At 38.6% G+C, this 22,295-nt stretch carries 18 protein-coding genes; 5 read left to right on the plus strand and 13 right to left on the minus strand.

Features of this window, described 5'->3' with window-relative positions; translation table 11 throughout:
* From IGI37_RS09775 to IGI37_RS09800, 6 genes are all read right to left on the minus strand, one after another.
* Positions 1–810, minus strand: coding sequence for a carbohydrate ABC transporter permease (locus IGI37_RS09775; RefSeq protein WP_438763629.1), 810 nt, complete (start codon positions 808–810; stop codon positions 1–3).
* Between the two features lie 60 nt (positions 811–870).
* Positions 871–1,767, minus strand: a complete 897-nt coding sequence (locus IGI37_RS09780) for a carbohydrate ABC transporter permease (protein WP_438761548.1) — start codon at positions 1,765–1,767, stop codon at positions 871–873.
* Between the two features lie 106 nt (positions 1,768–1,873).
* Complete coding sequence (locus tag IGI37_RS09785; RefSeq protein ID WP_438761550.1) at positions 1,874–3,148, minus strand: ABC transporter substrate-binding protein; 1,275 nt, start codon at positions 3,146–3,148, stop codon at positions 1,874–1,876.
* A 42-nt stretch (positions 3,149–3,190) separates the two neighbouring features.
* On the minus strand, positions 3,191–4,324 hold the full coding sequence (locus tag IGI37_RS09790) for a glycoside hydrolase family 88 protein (protein WP_438761551.1): 1,134 nt from the start codon (positions 4,322–4,324) through the stop codon (positions 3,191–3,193).
* Positions 4,321–6,123, minus strand: a complete 1,803-nt coding sequence (locus IGI37_RS09795) for a DUF2264 domain-containing protein (protein ID WP_438761553.1) — start codon at positions 6,121–6,123, stop codon at positions 4,321–4,323. Before IGI37_RS09795 ends, IGI37_RS09790 begins: the two co-directional genes overlap by 4 nt.
* A gap of 4 nt (positions 6,124–6,127) precedes the next feature.
* Entirely contained in the window at positions 6,128–6,475 is a 348-nt protein-coding gene (locus IGI37_RS09800; protein ID WP_438761555.1) for a hypothetical protein, read from the minus strand.
* A gap of 204 nt (positions 6,476–6,679) precedes the next feature.
* On the opposite strand from IGI37_RS09800, the gene IGI37_RS09805 reads away from it, so the two are divergent.
* Positions 6,680–7,738 carry a LacI family DNA-binding transcriptional regulator gene (locus tag IGI37_RS09805; protein ID WP_438761556.1) on the plus strand — a complete coding sequence of 353 codons (1,059 nt, stop codon included), beginning with the start codon at positions 6,680–6,682 and terminating at the stop codon, positions 7,736–7,738.
* 230 nt (positions 7,739–7,968) lie between these two features.
* Here the strand turns inward: IGI37_RS09805 and IGI37_RS09810 are convergent, their stop codons facing one another.
* The 3 genes from IGI37_RS09810 to IGI37_RS09820 form a co-directional block, all read right to left on the minus strand.
* A complete protein-coding gene (locus tag IGI37_RS09810; RefSeq protein WP_438761557.1) occupies positions 7,969–9,639 on the minus strand; it encodes a hypothetical protein in 1,671 nt (556 codons plus the stop codon).
* Positions 9,640–9,642: 3 nt separating this feature from the next.
* The gene (locus IGI37_RS09815) at positions 9,643–10,491 is read right to left on the minus strand and encodes a hypothetical protein (RefSeq protein WP_438761559.1); all 849 of its coding nucleotides are present in this window, start codon (positions 10,489–10,491) and stop codon (positions 9,643–9,645) included.
* A 354-nt stretch (positions 10,492–10,845) separates the two neighbouring features.
* A complete protein-coding gene (locus IGI37_RS09820) occupies positions 10,846–11,442 on the minus strand; it encodes a TetR/AcrR family transcriptional regulator (protein WP_438763630.1) in 597 nt (198 codons plus the stop codon).
* A 313-nt stretch (positions 11,443–11,755) separates the two neighbouring features.
* On the opposite strand from IGI37_RS09820, the gene IGI37_RS09825 reads away from it, so the two are divergent.
* Positions 11,756–12,637 (plus strand): ABC transporter ATP-binding protein, encoded by an 882-nt coding sequence (locus IGI37_RS09825; protein WP_438761561.1) that lies wholly within the window; start codon positions 11,756–11,758, stop codon positions 12,635–12,637.
* Positions 12,638–12,660: 23 nt separating this feature from the next.
* A complete protein-coding gene (locus IGI37_RS09830; RefSeq protein WP_438761563.1) occupies positions 12,661–14,274 on the plus strand; it encodes an ABC transporter permease in 1,614 nt (537 codons plus the stop codon).
* 86 nt (positions 14,275–14,360) lie between these two features.
* Here IGI37_RS09830 and IGI37_RS09835 read toward each other — a convergent pair whose 3' ends face one another.
* The 4 genes from IGI37_RS09835 to IGI37_RS09850 all read right to left on the minus strand — a co-directional run bounded on the left by IGI37_RS09835 (position 14,361) and on the right by IGI37_RS09850 (position 18,657).
* Positions 14,361–14,531: a hypothetical protein gene (locus tag IGI37_RS09835; protein ID WP_438761564.1), complete on the minus strand. Its 171-nt coding sequence runs from the start codon at positions 14,529–14,531 to the stop codon at positions 14,361–14,363.
* 177 nt (positions 14,532–14,708) lie between these two features.
* Positions 14,709–16,379: a DUF4091 domain-containing protein gene (locus tag IGI37_RS09840; RefSeq protein ID WP_438761566.1), complete on the minus strand. Its 1,671-nt coding sequence runs from the start codon at positions 16,377–16,379 to the stop codon at positions 14,709–14,711.
* Between the two features lie 28 nt (positions 16,380–16,407).
* On the minus strand, positions 16,408–17,313 hold the full coding sequence (locus IGI37_RS09845) for a DUF7916 family protein (RefSeq protein ID WP_438761567.1): 906 nt from the start codon (positions 17,311–17,313) through the stop codon (positions 16,408–16,410).
* Between the two features lie 12 nt (positions 17,314–17,325).
* Positions 17,326–18,657, minus strand: a complete 1,332-nt coding sequence (locus IGI37_RS09850) for a PTS sugar transporter subunit IIC (protein ID WP_438761568.1) — start codon at positions 18,655–18,657, stop codon at positions 17,326–17,328.
* Positions 18,658–18,768: 111 nt separating this feature from the next.
* Between IGI37_RS09850 and IGI37_RS09855 the strand changes: the two genes are divergently transcribed.
* Entirely contained in the window at positions 18,769–20,121 is a 1,353-nt protein-coding gene (locus IGI37_RS09855; protein WP_438761569.1) for a PLP-dependent aminotransferase family protein, read from the plus strand.
* A 275-nt stretch (positions 20,122–20,396) separates the two neighbouring features.
* On the plus strand, positions 20,397–22,100 hold the full coding sequence (locus IGI37_RS09860) for a hypothetical protein (protein WP_438761571.1): 1,704 nt from the start codon (positions 20,397–20,399) through the stop codon (positions 22,098–22,100).
* Positions 22,101–22,295: the final 195 nt, after the last annotated feature.

Genomic DNA, 22,295 nt, shown 5'->3' on the forward strand with positions numbered 1-22,295 from the left:
TTAACCTTTTACACCTGAAGAGGCAATTCCTTCTACAAAGTATTTTTGCATCGCAATAAACACAATTCCAACCGGTAAAATAGATAATACGGACGCCGCCATAATTAATGCGTATTCTGCATCGTATAAGCCAACAAACATTTTTAAGCCCAACTGAATGGTTTTATTTTCCGTTGAGGATAAGTAGATAAATGGTCCCATATAGTCATTCCACGTGTTGACAAATGTAATAATCGTTAAACTTGCCAGTGCTGGTTTTGTTAATGGTAAAATAATTCTTCTGTAAATTCCCCACTCAGACAGTCCATCAATTCGCGCACTTTCACATAATGAATCTGGAATACTACTATAATACTGTTTCAGTAAGAATACGCCAAACGCATTAAAGGCCTGAAGTAAAACTAGAGACATTAACGAATCTGTTAAGCCAAGCTGTCTCATCATGATGAATTGAGGAATCATGTATGACTGCCAAGGTACGGCAATTGTTCCGATGTACGCAAGAAATAGAATATCGCGCCCTTTAAAACTCATTTTTGAAAAACCGTAAGCCGCAAAACTAGAGGTAAACAATTGAATTAAAGTAATCACGATACTTAATAATGCGGTGTTTTTGAAAAATGTTAACAAAGGAATTCTCGTCCAGATAACAGAATAGTTTTCTGGATGCCACGTTTTAGGAATCCACTGAATAGGCACAGAGAACACGTCATTATTTGCTTTAAATGATGCAGAGATCATCCATATAAAGGGTACTAACGTAATTAGTGCTAGTACGGTGAGCAGTACAAACAACAAAAGACGGCCCATTGCGAATTTTTCTTTTGGTTTTGGTCTCTCGACGCTCGTTACTTTCATATAAAATCCCCCCTACACTCTCTCTTGAATTTGATTCCATTTAAATTGAATCACCGTAATAATTAAAACAATAGCGAATAAAATCATTGCTATAGCTGACGCATAACCAAAGTTAAATTTAACGAACGCTTCATTATATACTTGGTAGACAAGGACATTCGTTGCACGTCCTGGGCCCCCATCCGTCATCACTTGGACCAAATCGAAAATCTTAAAACAGTTAATGACTAACATAATAGTGACAAAAAAAGTTGTTGGTCTTAATGATGGTACGGTGATATTCATAAACTGTTTCCATTTATTGGCCCCATCCATAGCAGCCGCTTCATATAGTTCTTTAGAAATACTTTGAAGACCTGCTAAGTATAAAATCATATAATAGCCCATGCCACGCCAAACACTAACAATGATAATCGCCGTTAACGCCCAGTCCGAGCTTGATAACCAACCAGGAGGATTTTCAATAAACACTTTAAGAAATTGATTTATTGGCCCCATCGTTGGGTGGAATAACATACTCCAAACAACCGCAATCGCTACTAAAGAAGTTACGTAAGGAAAGAAAAAGGCTGTTCTGAAAAATTTAACGCCACGTATTTTTTGATTCAATAAAATTGCTAATCCTAATGAACAAATTAAGGTTAACGGTACCACACCAATTGTATATAAGAAGGTGTTTTTTAGGGAAATCCAAAATGTTTCATCCCCTACCATTTTCGTAAAGTTCTTAAACCCAACAAATTCAGGTTTACTAAATGAGTCCCATTTCATAAAGGCTAATATCAATGAAAAAGCAACGGGAATTAAGGTAAATATAAGAAAACCGATAAAATTTGGTGCAATAAATGACCAGGCGATTAACGTGTTTTTCCTTTTTAGTCGCCGAGAAGATTGTTTTCTAACTTCCATACAAGTTTGCTAAAAAACGCATTCGTTTTTTAGCTGCCCCCTTTCGCATCAACTCTTGAAGAGACAAGTTACTGTCTACTTATCTCTTCAGAGTCCTATAAATGTCTTATTCTGTTTCTTGTTTTACTCGTTTTTCCATAGCTGAAATTGCTTTATCAGGTGTTTCATCACCCACAAGAATCAAATCATGCTCTTCTTGTAAGACTTTATCAATCGCTGGCCCATTAGGATCTAGAGGGAATTCAATCGCGATTTTTTCAGGCTTAAAGGCTTTTTGAGAAACTTCATCTGTTGGCATGCCTTTTCTACCAAAATACATTTTATTAATTGCATCAGTTCTATAAGAAGGAACTACGCCGACTTCTGCTAAAACTTTCGCACCTTTTTCTCCTGAACAAAAATCAAGGAATTTTTGAGCGGCTTCTTGTTGTTTTGAATTTTTGTTAATTGCAAAGGCAGTTGGTGAACCGAATGTTTGAATTTCTTTGCCTTTTTCTTTTTGAGGAATTTCAGCAATTCCCCATTCAACATCCGTCGTTCCCGCATCAATATTGGTTAATAATGCGCCCATATACCATGAACCCATATACATCATTGCCGCTTTTGAATTTTCAAATTGAGATTGGTAAGTCACACTTGTAGATTTGGCCGTACCAAAATCCATTTGTGCTTTTTCATCTTGCATACGTAACACACGTTCATAATCTTCTTTTAAGAAACCATAGTCTGGATCAACTAAATTTTTACCATTTTGAGCTGCTGAAATGGCTTGAACAGTTGAACGCCATGTATGTTGGTAAGCGCCGTAGACTTGCTCATCTGGTTTAGATAATTTTTTAGCCAGTGCTTCGTACTCGTCCCATGTTAAGTTGCTTGGATAATCAAGTCCGGCTTCATCAAACATTTTTTTGTTATAGTATAAAACCCAGAAATCTGTCCGGTAAGGCTGAGCATAAGTTTTACCATCAACATCATACATAGAATAACTATCTTTTGCAGGATCAATCTCTAAGCCACCAATATGATCAGTCAAATCAACTAATTGATCTCTTAAGGCGTAGTTTGAGTAAGAAAGTAAATTCTTCATTGTTAAAATATCTGTCGTATCCCCACTAGATAACATGGTTGTCAACTTCGTGTCATAGTCGTCTGAAGCAATATCAACCGCTTTGACTTTGATACCAGGATTTTCTTTTTCAAAGGCACGGAACAATTTTTCAAATTCAGGTGTTGTATCATAGTTCCAAGTTGTCACAGTTAACGTTGTTTCATCGCTCGCAGCGCCATCTTTTTTGTCTTTATCACCATTTCCACATGCACTCAGTAACCCAAAACTACCCACTAATAACGCTGTTGCAATCCCTTTTTTCCAAAAGTTCATCTTAAAATCCTCCATTTCATATTTAAAAAATTTTAAAAATTTTTACCACACACTAAACCAACTTTTTGCTAATCTGGTTAACGCCTCTAGGTAATAGTAATCTCCCCAGATCATACACTCATTCACACCTTTATCCGTCTTTTTATCATAAACTCCTTCAAGTAAAAGGCCGTTTGATTTCGGTGTCTGAGCACTCGTATATTTTGTAGACAAAGCCTGCAACATCTCTATTGCTACTGCTTCATATTCATTATGTTTGGGATCACTTAAAGGGAGTTGTTTAGAAAGCTCTAACAACCCACAAGCCGCAATCGAAGCAGCTGAGCTATCTCGCTCCTCGCCACTTCCATCACCAAAAATCAAATCCCAATAGGGTACTTTATCTTCTGGCAATTGGCTAATAAAATAATCAGCCACTTGTTTGGCAGTTTCAAGAAATGTGTAATCCCCTGTATGGTTGTAGCTCAAGGTAAACCCATAAATCCCCCACGCTTGACCTCGTGCCCAACAAGAATCATCAGAGAATCCCTGTTGCGTTCGACCTTCAATCGGTTCTCCTGTAGCTGTATCAAAATAGTAGGTGTGAAAGGTTGTAAAATTATCTCTCACAATATATTTTTGCGTCTGCTTTGCATGCGCATAAGCCGCTTTTCTATAGGATTCATCTCCTGTCATATTTGAAGCAAAGTACAATAATGGTAAGTTCATTAAACAATCAATAATCATTCTTCCTCGTTGGCTTGGATCATCTAAATCTCCCCACGCTTGAATAATTCCGGTCTTTTCGTCATACCGTTTCATTAATAAATCAGCCGCCTGAATTGCAAGCTCTTTGGAGGCTTCTCTCTTATTCACTTGATAATCTGCCACAGCTGATAGGGTGTATAAAAAACCGATATCGTGCGTTTCTAGCTCAATCTTATTTTCCAATCGATGCGTAAATGAACGCATCTGTTTATCGATTGTTTGATTGAACGTCTCCTCTTCTGTTAAATCTTTTGCTAAAAATAACATGCCAATCCAGAAACTTGCTGTCCAATCAATATTTTCTTCTTGTGGGTACACAAGCCCCACACTAGCCGCTGGAGGAACTGTCTCTTGAAAGGTCGAAAGATTTTCTTTCACCTTTTCTATAGCAAACTCTATCTCTTTGGGTAACCACTCTAATTTGTTCATTTCATCCTCCTGCATCCTACATTTATTTCAATCATTTTCTCTTGTTGTTTTACATAAATCCTCTCCCCTTGTTGCTCAATCACAGGCTTATCTATGCTTTCATTAGGCATCACTCCTGAAACAATTGAGATAAGTAAATGTGTCCCGGGTTTGATAACGGCTTTTAAATACGGCAGCATCGTCCGCTTATAAAACAAGTTAGTATTTGGTTCCGTTCGAACAATCTCAGCTGTTTGATAACCATAGACACCTTCAACTGATGAGGTTCCTATCTCTGAGCTTGCGACAATCTTATTGGCATCGGCCTCTGGAAGTTTGCCATGAAACGGCACACTAAACCCACCATCATAGGCAGCCAACTCCTCTTTCGTCTCTATTTCATGAATCCGAACATGACAAGTCTCTAGTGGGATAATGGTTGATTTTACAAACACATCGTTCCAAGGCTGCCACTCATGAATAATCCGGTCCTCTAAAATGGAATAAGCAGTATCCAAGTCTTTCGGTCGAAAATAATGACCATCCTTTGCCAACGCTAAAGTACTATCATAATTGCCCTCGTAGTACCAATAGTCCGTTTTTGGAACACTGAAGCCAAATTTTGTTGAATAAACAAATTTGCTGTATTTCGCTTGCGGATGATTTTGATACATAACAAATTGTCCCGCTGGAAAGGCTTGTAAGTGAGTCAAGTCTTGATTGTATTGATAAAAATTTTTACTTTCAGGTAGTGCGAGAGTTCGTTTTTCAATGGTTAAAGGCAACGCTTCAGCTGACCAATAAGGATGTTCATCAGGAACCGCCAATAATAAGAACGTTTTTAATGCCCAATAAGGCGAACCTGGTGCATTGTATCCTTCAGCAAATACTAAATTTTGATAGTGATACCCCACCGTCAGTAACCCATCCGTTGAAAAGATTTCTTTTTTTTGCCAATTGTCTAAGTGTCTACTAATCAGACCTTTGATTTCTCCCCAGGGTATGGCTTCTACATCCGCAAATACCAACGCGCTGAAAAAACTAACTTGAGCAAAACGATACGTTAAACTTCTACCAAACGGAAGCGCTTCTCCAGTACTGTCAAACCAATACTTAAAGGTTTGAGCAAATTTTGTTGCCCGCTCTTTAATGACCTTTACGCGCTCTGGGTCTTCCTCTGCCATAAATCGGGCATAAACTAAACTATAATAATGAATGGCAAAAGAAATGTAATAATCAAACTGCGTCTCTTCTCCATCAAAATACCAGCCATTCTCACAATAAAACTGATTAATCACATCGAAATCAGAATCAATTTGTTTTTGTGAAAAAGGTCGCCCACATTTTTTTAGCGCAACATTAACTAGAATTCGGAAAAAATACCAGTTATTTCGTGGAATTTCGTGCTCATTCACTTGAATCAGCCAATTAGCCAAGTGTGTTTGTTCTGTATCCGTTAACCGCTCCCAAATTTTTTCTTTATTTAGTAGCAATGTCGTACTTAACGAGGCCATCTCCACGATTAGTTGATCATAGTCGGTCACGTCTCCCCAATAAAAGTCGCTTTCTGGGTTTGTTCCAGCAGTCACTCCTTGAATATAGGTTTCTAGTAATTCTTCGTCATCCTCAGAAGTAAAATAGGGACCCAATCCCCATAAGGGACGAAGAAAGGCCTCAACACCTCGTGTATCTTCAGAGTATACAGTCCCATGTGATCCTAGATGTAGCTTTCCTACCTCCTGTTTATAAAAAGGTCGGAGAGGATTTACAATTGACATTAATGTTTTCTGTAGGTCATTTTTTGTTAAATATTGGTTCATTGCGTTACTTCCCTTCAATTACTATTGCTTTTATAAATCCGTAGTACTCACCGTATACCGTCACTAGATCCCCTACCTGAATAGGTTCCTCTTGTTCATTAAAGACTTGATATCGGCTAGAACCACTCTTCAATATAAAACGATCTCCTTTCACTAAGTCAGTTTCACGATCTGACTGAATAATTTCTCCAGACAGCTGAACATATTCATTCAGCGGTACTTCAGCCGATTGGAATTCATCTTCTGTAAAAATTCGTGCTTTTTCTTTAATTTCCTGTTTGGTTTTTTGCGTAAAATTAGCTTCCAGTTCTTTATTTTGAGTGGTTTGATTTGAACAGCCAGAAACACTCATGATTGCAATCAGTCCACACATGATCCAACAGAATTTTTTTATACAATCACCCCCCCAAAAATGTAAAAGCGTTTTCTTTTACTAAATTTTACCTTCAGTTAGTAAAAAAAGCAAGTTTTTTTGGTAAAATTTTTATTTTTTTACTTGTTTTTCTGGTAAAATCCCCTATACTATAGGTATAGACTCTATTTTAGGAGGTAAAATATGGCAACAATTACGGATATTGCAAAAGAAGCCGGTGTCTCTATCTCGACCGTTTCGCGTGTGCTAAACTACGACTCAACGCTTTCTGCCACAGAGGAAACCAAAAGAAAAGTATTTGAAATTGCAGAAAAGTTGAACTATACAAAATATAAGAAAAAAAATAAAAGTAGAACTGACCTACTGAAACAGACAGAGAGTTCCCTTGTGAATACAAAATCGATTGGTTTAATTACCTGGCGAACGAGTGATGAAGAACTAGAAGACATCTACTATATGTCTATTCGCTTAGCTGCAGAGAAAAGAGCCGTTGAGCTAGGCTATAATGTGGTGAACTTTTCGCAAACGGAACAACAAGGCGTCCAAGAAGTTGAAGGCGTTCTTGCCATCGGAAAATTTACGGAAGAAAAGATCGATGAATTAAATGAAACTGTCGCTAATTTATGTGTGGTTGGTTCAAATTTCCCCTTACACGAATATGATTGTGTGAATACTGATTTTTCTCAAGCAACCGAAATCGCTATTAATCATTTGTTGGAGCTTGGACATACTAAAATTGCCTATATTGGGGCAGAAGAAAGTAATAACTTACATGGATACAGAAAATACAAAACGCCGACAACAAATATTTACATCGATATGATGAAGAATCTGGGTTTGTTTGATGAAAAGTATTTTATTGTAAAAGAAAACAGTCAGCTTGATGTAAAAACGAGTGAATCTCTCACAGCCCAAGCTCTAAGTACATGGAAAGACGACTTACCTACAGCTATTTTGGCGGCTAATGATGCATTTGCCATTGGGATTATCCATACGCTCACCGCTAATGCTATTTCAGTACCTGAACAAATTAGCGTGATGGGGATTAATGACCTCTCGATTTCAAGATACATTACTCCCCCACTGTCAACTGTTCGCGCATATACAGAGGAAATGGGTGAGGTTGGAATTAACATGTTACATGAACGAATTCACACACCAGGAATTGCCAAACGAGTATTCCTAGGGACAGAACTAGTCGTTCGCGGCTCAACCACTAAGCCACGTCCCTTAACCAATTAAAAAAACCTGAAAGCTAGAGAATTTTCTCTTTCTTTCAGGTCTTTTAGTTTGCTTGCGAGAATGTGAGCCAGGAATATAACTTTTCAAATTATACCGGCTCTTAACATCTGAATAAACGATCAGAACAGAAGAAACTCCATCTGCACTGCGTTCTTATCTCAACAACTTCTACGCAGGTCACATGCTAGAGTTGAAGGTCTCGAAAATCAGCTGGCCAAGACTTTCTTAACTCATCTTATGATTCGAAACGTCAGCTGTATCTCCCCTATGTGTCCTAATGTATTTTTTATTTGAATAAGATTGGCAAATTTTTGTGTCCCATCATGTGCCAAATACTCTTCTTTTTGTACATGAATGTCTCCAGAAAAAGTTATCTCGCACCGTTCTTCTGAATGGATACTAAGAATCTGAATTTTTTTGTCATAAACCTCAACTGGATTAGTCGTTACAAAACACTCTGTTACTTGATTGACTGGTGTGGTCATCTCAAACTTATCTCGCAAAAATACGGTTCTTTCTATTGAATTTAAGGTCAGCGTTCTGGTAATTGCGCTTATTTCTTCACTTTGATAAGTTGGCGCAAGATCTGTTTCAAAAATAAAGTGATTGTTGACCTGTTCAAACCTTGTATTCTTTGCGGCGTACGGTCCTGCTTGTTGCTCTTTGGAATTAACAATTGGAATAGAATGCCCTCTCGCTCCATTCACCAAGAACTGATAGCGTATTGTTTCATCGAAATACGCTTTCGTATACTCTCCTGCGCCTAAATCTGTTAAATACAATTCCTCAAACGAACCAAAAACAAACTGTCCAACATCAATATGGTTGTGACTTTCATCATTGCGCCCACCCTTGGCCGCAAAAACAAGATTTTCCTCTCTTGATTGAAAAATTCCCCATTCAACATCCGAAAAGTAATGCGCGCCTTCTTTTTTACCCTCATCAATTTCTTTTGTCCACAGAAGGTTTCTATAAAGAGCTGCAAATCGATAACAATGATCATAATCTAAATCATTGACCATTTTAACTGCTGGAACCTCTACCTTAAAATATTCTCTACAAAAACTCACCAAACCACTAGGTAATTCAGCTGGATGATAATCTGAAAAAGGAATCCCTTCCGTCTCGTTAATCACAACATAGGCCGGAAATGAAGCGATTTTTTTGACTTTTTCCAATCGCAAATAACGGTCATCACCCAACACTCGAGCGTATTTTTCAGCAAAATATATATAATAACCAAACCCATATGCCCAGTAGCTAAGTCCTTCTTCACACGCGCCGTCCTCGCCAAAACTACTAAGATAGGCGGTCATGCTTTTGGCCACTTTTTCTAGTATTTTTTTTTGACGAACACTGTCAGAGTGGAGAATAGATAAAGCTACTAGCCCGATTGAGCCACCAACCACTGCACTCCAATTACTTTTGGCAGATTCCCAGTCCCATGATCTGCGCTCAAAAGGTTGTAAAATTCGCCTTTCAAGTTCTGATATAAGCCGGTTTCTCACAAGTGGTGTCAAGTCATCGCCAACTAATTCAACGATTTCAGCTAACATTTGACCGGTCTCCGCCGCAAATAAATCCAACCATTGAGAAGCGTCTTTTCCATAGTGCTCTTCTTCAATTGGCAAATGTGCGGGCAAGGCCCAGGTATACTCATTACAAATTTCCCAAAGAACTTGTTCAAAAAAAGGCTTTATTTGTTGATTTTTAGTTTCGATAAAAGCTAGTACCAGAACGGCAGCTTGTCTTCGCCTTGCAAAATAAGCATTTTCAAAGGAAAGTCTCTCACCTGTCGTCAGATAATCGATATATCCACTAACAGGTATTTCCACCACTTTCAATTCTTGTAAATAGTTATCTGCTTCTTCGATGATTTGATTGATCAGTTCTGTAGTCATTCACTAATCCTCTGAGATATCAACATTTGTTCCCCAAAACTCAATCTGGGTCAATGCTGGAAACGGCGATGGATCGTTGGCTTGAATAAGCTTGCCAAAACTTACCGAAGTAACCTTTCTGTCTGCAAACAAAAAGCTCTGTGATTTTTCTGTCTTTTGGGTCTCAAACGATTCTTCGCTGCCATCTGAAAACTTCAATGTCACGTTTGTCCAATAACTATCATGTGGAAAATCAGCACGCCACGTAAAGACCACTTTGTTTAATGACACCAACCGTCCAAAGTCAATCGTCAATTCAGCATCTGCTTGTTGATTAATTCCCCATGACTGAAACGGATAAGGTCCATGAGAGTGATTAGCATAAACACCGTCAATCGCATTACAAGCAAAAAAGGTAGCATCATTTCTCGTTTCAACATTCGCATGAGCATGCGGATACGCGCCAAGAAAATCTTTTTGGTCATGTGGATTTAACGCAAGGTTTCGATACATGTTCACTTCTTCTTCTGTAGCCACTCGCGCACTTACATAGTGACTCGTCCCCAAAAAGCGACTTTCAGGTCTTGCCTCTATACGATTTTTAGCAAATGACAATTCGTATGTCCACTCATTTTCTGGTAAATATATAAGAGAGGTATCCAACGTCTCATCTAATTTCACCATCAAGTACACGCCCGCTTTATCCGTCTGAATCCGTAGTTGATCCCCTTCATGATAAGTAAAGTTACGCATAGAAAGGTGCGCAACTTCTTCGGATGTCACACACAATTTTTTGTCAATCCGTTCATCTGTTTGCTCGCCTACTCGAATCTTTCCATCTTTGTCTAAAACTGTTAGTGTTACATTTACCATCTTTCCTACCTCCTAAAAACTAATGAATCTATTATAGCTCGATTCACTATAAAAGAAAACGCTATTTTTTACTAAAATTTTACCCACATTGCCGAAAATTGTTATTTCCCTGTTCAAAAAAAGACTTTACTGATAAAAATCACCAAATACAAGGCTTTTTCTCCAATTGGTACCTATGAACTTAAACGCCTGTCGTTTCATCATTCTTTGCAGATTCCCCATAAAGTCAAACAAACGCTCATCCAGTTAATCTGCCAGACCAGCGTTTGTTTTTCCGTAAACTTTACTATTCAATTAAAAAACGACTTCAATATCATTACTTGTCGACTACTTTTCTAACAATACTCCTCAAAACTAACTGCTCGGTGCAATTCCTTTTATTAACATCTCCGTCCACTCCGCCGTATAAGGTAGAATTTTTTCATAAATTTGAGGGTTAGAGATTCCTTCAATTACTGCTTGAAAATAAAGCATCAAAAACTCATCCGAATATTTTAGATCAACCTTCCCCTCTTTACGACCTCGATGAAACAAGTCCAACATAATGCCAAAACTTCGCTGAGTATATCCATCCATTACTCGAGTAAACTCACTATCCTGTTTCTCAGTAAAATACTTCATCAAATCTAGATAGAATTGCTTATTAATCTGTTCAAAGTATTCAATCTTGATTTGGCTCATCGCAATTAATGTCTCTTCGAACGGGGCATTTTTATCCATAAGTGCGCTTGCCTTTTGCCCCATCCCCTCCATCGAGCGGATAAACACTTCGTGAATCAATGTTTCCTTACTGCCAAAATACTTAAAGATCGTCGTCTTTCCCACCTTGGACTGTTTGGCTACTTCATCAATCGTCAAATTTTCAATCCCGCTATCTGTGTTCATCAACTCAAAGGCAGCCTGTAAGACCTGTTCTTTTTTTTCTCTTGCTCTTCGTTCAAATCCATTCATCATGACTTCCCTCTTTCTATATATAAAAACGAACGAATATAAATATAAAGTTCGTAACTCTTATGAAATTTATTATATATGAGTTTTTGCGAACTAACAACTTATTTACAGTTTAAAAATAGATATCCGTTTCCTTTGACTGTTAAAATAAATAAGTCTATTATGATGGGTATAAATGAACTTTCGTTTAATCAGAAATAAACTTCCATAAACATACGAATGGTTTTTCTTATCGCGTTCGCACGTTCAACAAAATTTCTCTAATACCGGAAAGTTCATTATGAAATTGTGTGTAAAGAAGGAGTTAGTGATTATGACAGAAATCGTGAAATTACAAGGCGTACAAAAGAAGTTCGGAAAATTTCAGGCGTTAGAGGATGTTTCCTTCACTGTCAACGCAGGGGAAGTGGTCGGTTTTATCGGCCCAAATGGCGCAGGCAAATCAACGACCATTCGAACCCTACTTGGTATCATTAACCGTGATCAAGGAGACGCCCAAATTTTTGGAAAAGATGTGTGGAAGGATAGTTTGGAAATCCATAAACGTGTCTCTTATGTCCCAGGCGATGTTGCCTTATGGGGAAGCCTCACAGGTGGAGAAATTATTGATCTGTTCATTAAACTTCACGGCGGTGGTGATAAAACAAAACGCGACTATTTGATTAAACGGTTTGAGCTCGATCCAAAGAAAAAAGCAAAAGGTTACTCAAAAGGAAATCGTCAAAAGGTTGGACTGATTGCTGCTTTATCCGTTGACTCAGATCTTTATATTTTGGATGAACCGACCTCTGGATTGGATCCATTGATGGAAGCCGTCTTTCAAGAAGAAGTTGAGACTATCAAAAATAATGGAAAAGCTATTCTATTATCTTCTCATATTCTTAGTGAAGTAGAACGTTTAGCGGACAAAGTGGTCATTATTCGTCACGGAAAAGTCGTAGAAACGGGAACCTTAGATGAGTTACGCCATTTGACTCGTTCAACGGTGACCTTAGTGACTGAAGGTGATGTCTCCCAAATGGCTCACGTTCCTGGCGTCTACGATTTCGTTCAAAAAGATCAAAAAGCCACCTTCTCAGCTGACAATGAAGCTATGAACGCCATCATGACGGAGGCCACCAAATTGCATATTAAAAAAATTGAATCTGTCCCGCCAACGCTTGAAGATTTATTCATGCGCCACTACGAAGATTGATTGTCGGAACGGAGGAAAAGAAAATGAACGAAAAATTTGCTCGTTGGAACCTATTATTTATTCAATATCTCAAACGTGATTGGAAGAAATTAATTGCTTGGATTGTCGGATTAGGCTTATTTGCTGGGGCTTTTGTTCCAGCCTTTGAAGAAATCGGTAAAGGGCAAGGCTTGTTAGGTATGTTTGAAACGATGAAAAATCCAGCAATGATTTCGATGGTCGGCCCTACCCCGATAAAGAATGGTGCTGACTACACACTGGGTGCAATGTATGCGCAGGAAATGTTATTATTTTGCGGTTTATTTGCGATGATTATTGCCGCCTTACACGTGATTAGCCACACCCGTAAAGAAGAAGAGCTTGGTTTAACGGAACTCGTTCGCTCGTTTCGTGTCGGGCGCCAAGCCAACTCGCTAGCCGTCATTACAGAAGTTGTTTTAATCAACCTCTTACTCGGTCTGTTCATTGGCGGTGTGATGGTTAGCTTTAGTGTCAAAACGATAGATGCACAGGGCGCTTTCTTATTCGGACTTTCCATCGCTAGTGCTGGAATTATGGGGGGCGTTTTGGCTTTAGTCATGTCACAAATCATGCCCACTTCTACAGGAGCCTCTGGAGCAACTTTGGGCGTAATCGGTTTACTTTACATTTTACGAGCTGGGACAGACGCTTCAAATTCAGATTTATCACTCTTTAATCCAATGGGATGGACGTATTTGACCTATCCCTTCACAAAAAATCATTGGCTCTGGTTAGTCATGTCTGTTCTGTTCAGCCTTGTGTTACTCGTGATTTCTTTTGTTTTAGAAGGTCATCGCGATATGGGCGCAGGTTATTTACCTGAACATGAAGGCCGGGCTACCGCAAAAAGAAGTTTACTTTCCGTTCCTGGCCTACTAGTTAAAATTAATAAAGGGGTCATGATTGGTTGGCTCATTGCTTTTGTTGTAATGGGCGCAGCATACGGCTCCATTTATGGAGACATGCAAGTCTTTCTTGGCGGAAACGAGCTAATGAAACAAATGTTCACACAATCAGGCGTATCGATTGAGGAATCATTTACCAGTACGATTATGATGGTCATGGTTGGCCTAGTCACCATCTTACCCATCGCCATCGTAAATAAACTTTTTGCAGAAGAAACGAGACTGCACTTCAGCCAACTCTTCTCAACCAAAGTCACTCGTGGTCAATTGTATTGGACAACGATTAGTTTGGCAATCCTAGCAGGAATTTTAGGCATTGGTCTTGCCTCTTTAGGTTTAGGTGGTACGGCCATCTCCGAAATGGGCAACAAAACAACTATGACTCTTTGGGACTTTCTAGCAGCCGGGTATAATTTCCTTCCCTCCATTTTATTTTATGTAGGATTAGCTGCGTTAGCTTTAGGCTGGTTGCCCAAATTTGGGAAAGTTATCTATGCTTACCTGGGTTATTCCTTCGCATTAAATTATTTCGCTGGCATCCTTGATTTACCTGATTGGTTTTCGAAAACAGCTATCCAAAGTTGGATTCCTCGAATGCCTGTTGAAGCATTCGATCTCTCTGTCTTTTGTCTCATGACACTCCTTAGCTTACTCCTCATCGTTCTAGGATTTGTCGGCTACAAAAAACGGGACTTGGTCGAAGGCGCCTAAATTTTTAGACGTTCTTCGCCAGTCACAAAAGTTCGGCCCTATCTAGCCGACAAAGCAAAATGGCCTACTCAGCATTTCTGTCAAAACTACGTAGACAGAAATACCGGGTAGGCCGCTTGTTTTGTTGGAAGGTCATAAATTCTATCCATAAAGATATTCGGAATCCAATTATCAGTTGTTCGCATAAGTAGGATCGACACTGTTTCCTTCAAGCCACTCTTTTTTATAGCGACGGCTCCTTGTGTTCGAATTGTCACGCTGTCTACTTAAATATCAAGCTGTTCAATCTCTCTTTGTCTTTCTTTTTTTACGTTTTGAAGCTCTTTCGGTGTTTTAAAAGAACCCTACTGTTTTTCTAGACCTTTCTTTCACAACGCCTGTCCGACTATGGTGCCGCCGATAGCGAAAATCGCTAATTTCTTATGCGCTTCCCCTCATCCGCTTACAAATTTTTGGGAAGCCCTACATAAAGCCTCTTCTAGCTGTTGAACCTGAGTATGAATGAGTAATCGATTCTCTGGATATTTGGCTACTTTTGCTTTCCACTCGTTCTCTATTCCTTCTGGCAGAATCATCTTGGACAAAAGTTCTGTAACTTCCTTGATTTTTGCACTGTCTTTCTGTTGTAAATATCGATATTTTCTAACAGCAATCACTCCCTGAACAAGCTGCTGAAATCGCAAGGATGGGTACGGATGCTCTTCATTCTCTCGATGTGGATAAATTAATAAGGAATCGCCACTCTCCCAGAACCAGTGATTTAAGCTGTTCACAGGATCCTCCACCCAAGCGTCTAACGCCCATCGCAAAAAACCAGTTGTCTTTAACGAGGCACAATACCACAGAATAAAGGCCGTTTCTTGTGGGTCACTATATACAAACATACTTGGATAGTCGCCTACACAATTATAAAGTGTGGTTTTTTGATTTTTTATTTTGCGAGAAGTAACCATCTCGATAAACATTTCTCTATTTCCCACTTGAGCCATATTAATAGAAATATCTGAGAATTCATTTAAAAAATGTGCATCAAACGCTTGATAATTGATTGCACAAGCAAGTTTTAAGTGTTGCCCTCGTGCATTCTTCACCGATTTAACTAATTTGACTGCGTCTCTTAATATCTCTACCGGCGCTTCGTCCATTGCAATATACGTCTTTTCAAACCAACCCTTTTCTTCTAAATGTTGGCTATAAGCGATTAAAAATGGTCGCCAAAGTTGTGTCCATTCCAGACTGCCCGGTTCGATGATTTGTGTAACCAATTGATGGTTCTCGTCAAAATAACTAACCTGATTCTTCCATGGGAGTAACGAAAAGCTCTTAATTGTTTGATCAATTCCCATCGCCATGTTTAGTTGAACATACTGGTCAAACAATGAAAAATCATAAGAAAATTTGCCGTTTTTTCTTTGCCACTTAATCAAACTATAACAAGTATCATAGGTCTGGTGGGCCCATGGGTCGTGAGTTATTGTCACGGCAATCGTTCGGCCTCCAGCTTTTTGATACAACTCTAAATTTTCTCGTAAATACTTTTGATGACGCGCTCCTAACCATTCCTCTTCGGAAATGCCATAAAAACGTGCAACTGAAAAAGGATATTCCCACAGCTCCAAGTCAAAGAGCCTCTCATCCACTTGGGTATAATCAAGGGCCAACACTTCAACAGAAAAGTTTAGCTTTCCAATCACTCCTAGCCCTTCAGCTGACAGAATAATAGTGCCTGAAAAGATTCCTGACTGGTGCGTTGATTGACAGGATAGATGATAAAGTTGAAAGGAACCTTCTTTTAAAGAGCTTCTATGATAAGGAGTCAATAGATCATAAAACTCCTTATTAGGTCCTTTGGGTATCGCCCCCCAAGTCATCCCTCGCCCAATGTAACCAGCCGTCTTTTCCACACAAGACAGTTGACAAATAAGCCCTTCTTCCCCTACCACTCGGCAAGATAAATTTTCCAAATGTTTACTAGTTGAAATACCAAAACAAAGAGAGCCTTCATCTTTTTGCCAGAGCATCAAGGTCTTCTTTTCCTCACTGAATGTTGGTTCATTTTCAGGGGTATAACGCCAATCAATCGAACAAAATCCATATCTAACCATTATTTTCTGTTCCTTCTTTCCATTGCCATTAACGCAAGGGTGAGCGTGAGATTCGGCTCATTGTGTGTCTGACTCCGCGAATTGCAACAGATAATGCATAAATATTTTCTAATGTAGCGACGCCTGCAGCATATCCACCATCGCCAATGTGCTGAATATCAACTCCCGCTATTTTATTTTTGAGTGCAATAGTTCGAATCGTTTGTTTATCTGAGCTCTCTTGCGTTGTACCAATTGCTGACATCGTAAGCGCCCCTTTTTCATTTGCGTAACGAACAGCCGTGACTAATTCTTGTTCAGTAAATCCTGGAATAGAACCAACTGCAGGTAAAAGGATAACATCAGCACCAGATTCAACAAACGCTTTGGTTGCTTCAAAAGACGTAACCGGCTCATCCACACCAGCGGAATGCATTTTTCCAGCAATAATCATCCCTGTAAATAGTTTTTTAGCCAAAACAATAGCTTGCTTAATTCGCTCATTTGTCACACCTGTCCCAGGATTTCCTGTTAAACAAATGAAATCCAAGCCCGACATTTCCACTTTTTTCAACGTTTGCTCAGAACAGACTCGGCCTTCTGGAATCATTGCACGCTCATCTAATAATCCGATTGTCGGGTCGACAGGTTCTAGATTAATCCCCACAGCTCGTCCTGTATATTTTTTTAATGTCCGAATAACCTCTGAGGGTTCAATCCCATCTAATCCATTGATTTGCGGATTAAAGCAATCAAACCCATTGAGAAGCAATAGATCTGCTCCATATGCAGTTGCAACTTCGCCATTTGTAATATCGCCAATAATTGGCTGCATATTTCCAATAATTTCCGCACAGATTACACGTCCTGCAGAGGCCTTAATTGATTGCTTTAATTCTTCTCCTGACATCTGAGCAATCTCGGTGGCATTCGCACTAATTAATCGTTTTACCATAACCAATCTCCTCTATTTCAAATTTTTTTCTCGTCTTGCATAGGCGTCTGCTGCCTTCAAAAACGGAATGTAAACGATAACAGAAACACCCAGACAAACTAAACCTAATAATAGCCCGGCTATCGAGCCACCAGTTCCCAAAAATGTTTGTAATGGTCCAGGGACCGTCCAAGCAACCCCAATCCCTGCAGGTGGAACAATTTTAAAAACGATTGTTGCAAAATAAGCCAACGTCAAGCTAATAACTGGAGTAAAGATGAAAGGAATCGCTAAAAATGGATTCAAAATAATGGGTAACCCAAAGATAATCGGTTCATTAATATTAAATATTCCAGGGACCAAGCTCATTTTCGCGACCTCTCGATAATCTTTTCGTTTTGTGACAATCAAAATAGCGATAATTAATCCCAAGGTCATCCCAGCGCCACCCATATAACCATATGTTGCTGATAATAACCCATACGTCGCAGGATAAGGTAATTCTGATAATGGTTTTCCGGCTAATACGTGTTGACTATTGGTAAGATCCATTTCAGTAAAAATAGCAGCAATAATCGGGTTTAAGGTTGCCGACCCATGAATGCCCATGAACCAGAATAATCCCAGTAAAAGCGTTAATACATAGACGCCCACTAAATTAGAGCCCATATTTCTAATCGGCGTTTGAATCCAATTATATACCACTTCATTGATTCCTTGTTCTTTATATAAAAAGCTTAAGAAAGCCAAGACAGAGGTAAACAAAATTACTAGTGTGACAGGAATTAATGCTGAAAAAGATTGAGCAACTGCTGGTGGAACTTGTTCAGGCAAGGTGATAACTAATCGCTTATTTCGACATAATTTAGGGAAAAATTCGCCTATCAAACAAGCTACAATCATTGCCAAAAATAGCCCCTTAGCCCCTAGGTAATCAGTTGTAATGTAGTTGCCTTCAGAAATTCCTTTTAGCCACTCTGGTTTTGGATATAAAATCATAAAACTTACAATAGCAATTAACCCCGCAGTAACAGGATTATCTGAACGATTATGTTTACTCAAATTATAAGCAATCAGGAATGTAACAAAAATTGACATTAAACTTAACGTCCCATTTCCTACCGCGGAGAACACTTGTTGCGCGTCCTTCAGGTGAGGAAACAGCTTAGGTAAAAAAAGAACTTGAGCAATCATACTATCTGGATCAAGTAAAACATTATTAATTAAGGCAACAATTGAGGCTGGCATCGTAATGGGGAACGTCGCAATAAACCCATCACGAATTGCACTGATAAAACGATTACTATTCAACACAGCAGCGATAGGAACAATACGTTTGTCGAGCCAATTCGAAATTTTTTCCATCTTTATTCAACTCCATCTCTTTTGATAGGTTTATCCTACCTCCCAAAGATACCGCTTTCAACAATTGAAAAATTAATCTATACTAGTATAATGCTAAGCGAGGTGGTTATAATGCTGAAATTTGAACGGATTAAAAAAGATGTAAAAATCAAGATTAAACAAGGAGAATATCAAGCAGGAACACGGATTCCTTCAATCACTAAAAATGCAACCCATTACAAATGCTCCAGAGAGACGGTAGTAAAAGCCTATAATGAACTAATTAGAGAACATATTTTGTATGCGAAAAACAAGAGTGGTTATTTCGTCGCCGGGCCAAAAGATCACTTAGAAACGGAGCTTCCCCATTACGATTTGTCTACGGGAAATGTCCGAACAAACTTATTTTCTTTGGCAGATGCAGAAACAAATCTAATCCAAGGATTGGACAATTATCAAACGGAGTCGCTCAATTATGATCTTAATGGCGTCAAATCTTTGACTAAGACGTTACAACACTATCTAGAAGACTTTAATATTTTTACCAGCTCACAAAATATCTTTATTACGCAAGGGGTTCATCAAGTTTATACTTTACTCATTCGTTCTTCTAAAATGAAACCTGGCAAAGTTTTGATAGAAAACCCAACCTATTCTTTTGCTTTAAATTTTTTAAAGACTCACCAACTGCCCTATCTGACAATAAACCGGACTGAAAACGGCTTAGATATGAAAACACTTCGTAAACTGTTCAAAACCGAAGAAATTCAATTTTTTTATGTGATTCCTAGAAATCACAATCCTTTAGGCGACAATCTTCCTCGAGTACAAATTAAAGAAATTGCCCGTCTAGCAGAACAATACAATGTAATGATTATTGAAGATGACTATTTTTTTCATGGTCAAACGCATTCTAAGAGTGAGACGATTTTTGAAAATACACGAACTAACTGCTTTTATCTCACTAGCTTCACCAAGATTATTCCCTATTTACGATTAGGATATATGATTGTTCCCAGTAACTGTCTAGATTCGTGGTTAGCCCTCTTGCGACACTACTATATAGATGATTATTTTGCTCCCTCTTTACTCTCGCAGGCGGTACTAGAGACGATGATTAAAAATCAATCATTAACTAAATATCGACAACTTTTAAGTAAAAAAATCAATCGAAAAAGAAAGCTCATACAAAGAATGACCGAACCTTGGCAGCCAGAAATTGCAGGTGTCCTTCCGGGAACGGCAGGCTACTACGTGTCTATCCTCCTTCATCAAAAAATAAATAGAGAGAAGCTACAAAAAAAATTACTGCAACAGCACCAAATTAAAGTAGCTAATCTGGTGCATTCATTCGGAGATTACCAACACCCTTATAGTCATGGTATTCGAATTAGCATCAGTAAAATTACAGAAGAGGCCCTGCCTTCCGTGTTAGACGCCATCTATTGTTGCTGTGTAGAAGAACTCGCCCAAGCCCAGTTATAGGCTTAAGTTAAAAAAATGCGTAGTAGGATAAATACTGACTCCCCCTATACTGGACATCCCCCCTTCTACTGCGCATTTATCTATTATCAGATCAGCTATTTTTTCAACTCATCAGCGTCCTTCATCGATTGGCAAACTCCCCTAGAATACCCCTTTTTTTGCCTCACCGCTCTTGGCCTCTTCCTCCAAAAATTAATCATCCACCGCTCCTTCTATCTGATATAATAAACTCGAGGCTTTACATAAAAAATAATCAAAGAAATTGGAGACAACATTTGAATAACAAAAAGAATACTCAAGCGACTCTGCTTTTGCCAATGTTTAAACGGATTTTCCCGCTTTTACTTTCAATTGTCTTTGCGATAGCAATAACCGCGCCCTTTATTTCAAAAAATTTTATTTTTAGTCACGATGACTTTGCTTTTCATCGTATGAGATTAGAAGGCTATTATCAAGCGGTCAGTCACGGGAACTTTTTCCCAAAAATCTTTCCCGAGATGGCAAATGGATTTGGTTATGCCACTGACTTATTCTATCCTTCTCTATTTTTACTCCCTTATGTCCTCTTAAGGATAGTTGGTTTTTCTTTCATTCACAGCTATTACGGTTATATGTTTCTTATCACGATGGCAACGTTTCTTGTGGCTTATTACGCCATAAACAAGCTGTTTAAAAACAGACAAATTGCTTATCTGTTTGCAGCAATCTATACAACTGGAACTTACCGGCTGTTAGATCAATTTATTCGCGGGGCACTCGGTGAAACCTTGGCATTCATTTTCTTACCATTAGTTTTGTTAGGTATCGCTCAAGTATTCATCACTAAAGAAACTAAATGGGCTTCCTTAGCAATTGGAATGACTTGTCTCATCTATTCACATATGATTACCGCCTTGATTGTCACTACCTCAATCGCGGTATTTGTCCTTTATCAATGGCTAACACATCAATTATCAAAACAGGTGCTCTTAACTTTTCTAAAAGCCGTTGGGGTCTCTTTCGCCCTTTCCGCTTTCGTACTGCTCCCTGTGTTAGAACAAAATCATTATCTAAATTTCAACTATCTTGCCAATAAGAATATCTGGTCAACAGGCCTACACTTCAGTCCTGCCGATTTAGTTATCAATTCCCTTGCAAACGATGCGAATAACTGGCAGAATTTAAAACCTAACATAGGCACCCTACTCATCGTATTTGTTTTAGCAACTCCTATGTTTTTCAAAATGCTAACGAAAAAAAATAAGGTCCTTTTGCTCATCGGAATCGGCTATTCCATTCTAGCAACGAACCTTTTCCCTTGGGTGGTCCTAAAAACAAGTTTTCTTGCTTTTATCCAGCTACCTTGGCGAATTTTAACATTGTCGACCTTATTTTTAAGTCTTAGTCTAAGCTTGTTGGTTTATTCACTTAGAAATCGAGCGTCTTCCTATTGGTACGCAACAATCCTACTGCTCGTTTTTTCTTTTGGTTATACCAATAATATTATTTTTAATTTTGAATCAAACAATGTGGACCGTATTGATAACAAAACGTATGAAACTTATGCACTAAGCTCAATCGGTGGCGGTCTTGAATATCTTCCTGTAGCAACTGATTACGAAAAGATTAAACAAGAAAACCCGGCGAGCTACTCGTCAAAAGACTTCCAAGTAATTCAGAAAAAAGCCACATTCAATCATTTTGAATATGATGTAGTTTCCACTATTGATGATGAATTTATCCCCCTTCCTAAAATTTGTTATGTGGGCTACTCAGTTAAGGCTGGCGACCATGCTCTTGATATGCGAGAAAAAGACGGCTTACTCTCTGTTAGAGTTCCAAAAGGCTTGAGCAAAATTACACTAGACTATGTGGGAACTCCCCTTCAAAAAGTCACATTATTTATCTCTTTATTGTCTTGGGCTGTCCTAACTGCTTACTTTTTAGGAGATTTTTTTATCGCAAAATTCAAACAAGGAAAAACCGCTCCCTCTGAGTAGAAAATTCTTTTCACTCTTATCAGTTGCCTTAAAAATAAGCCTTAGATATGCTAACTGGCGAATGGTGTGCTCCCCGTCAAGTGGACAGTGAAAAATAATAAAATTCTTATCAATTGTCTGTCATTTTTTTGGCAGACTTTTTTGATTTCTATTTCTAAGACTAGTCGCGCTACCGCTTAACTTGCCTGTCCGTCT

Source organism: Enterococcus sp. AZ194, assembly GCF_051713825.1.
In the GTDB taxonomy this organism is placed as follows: domain Bacteria; phylum Bacillota; class Bacilli; order Lactobacillales; family Enterococcaceae; genus Enterococcus_K.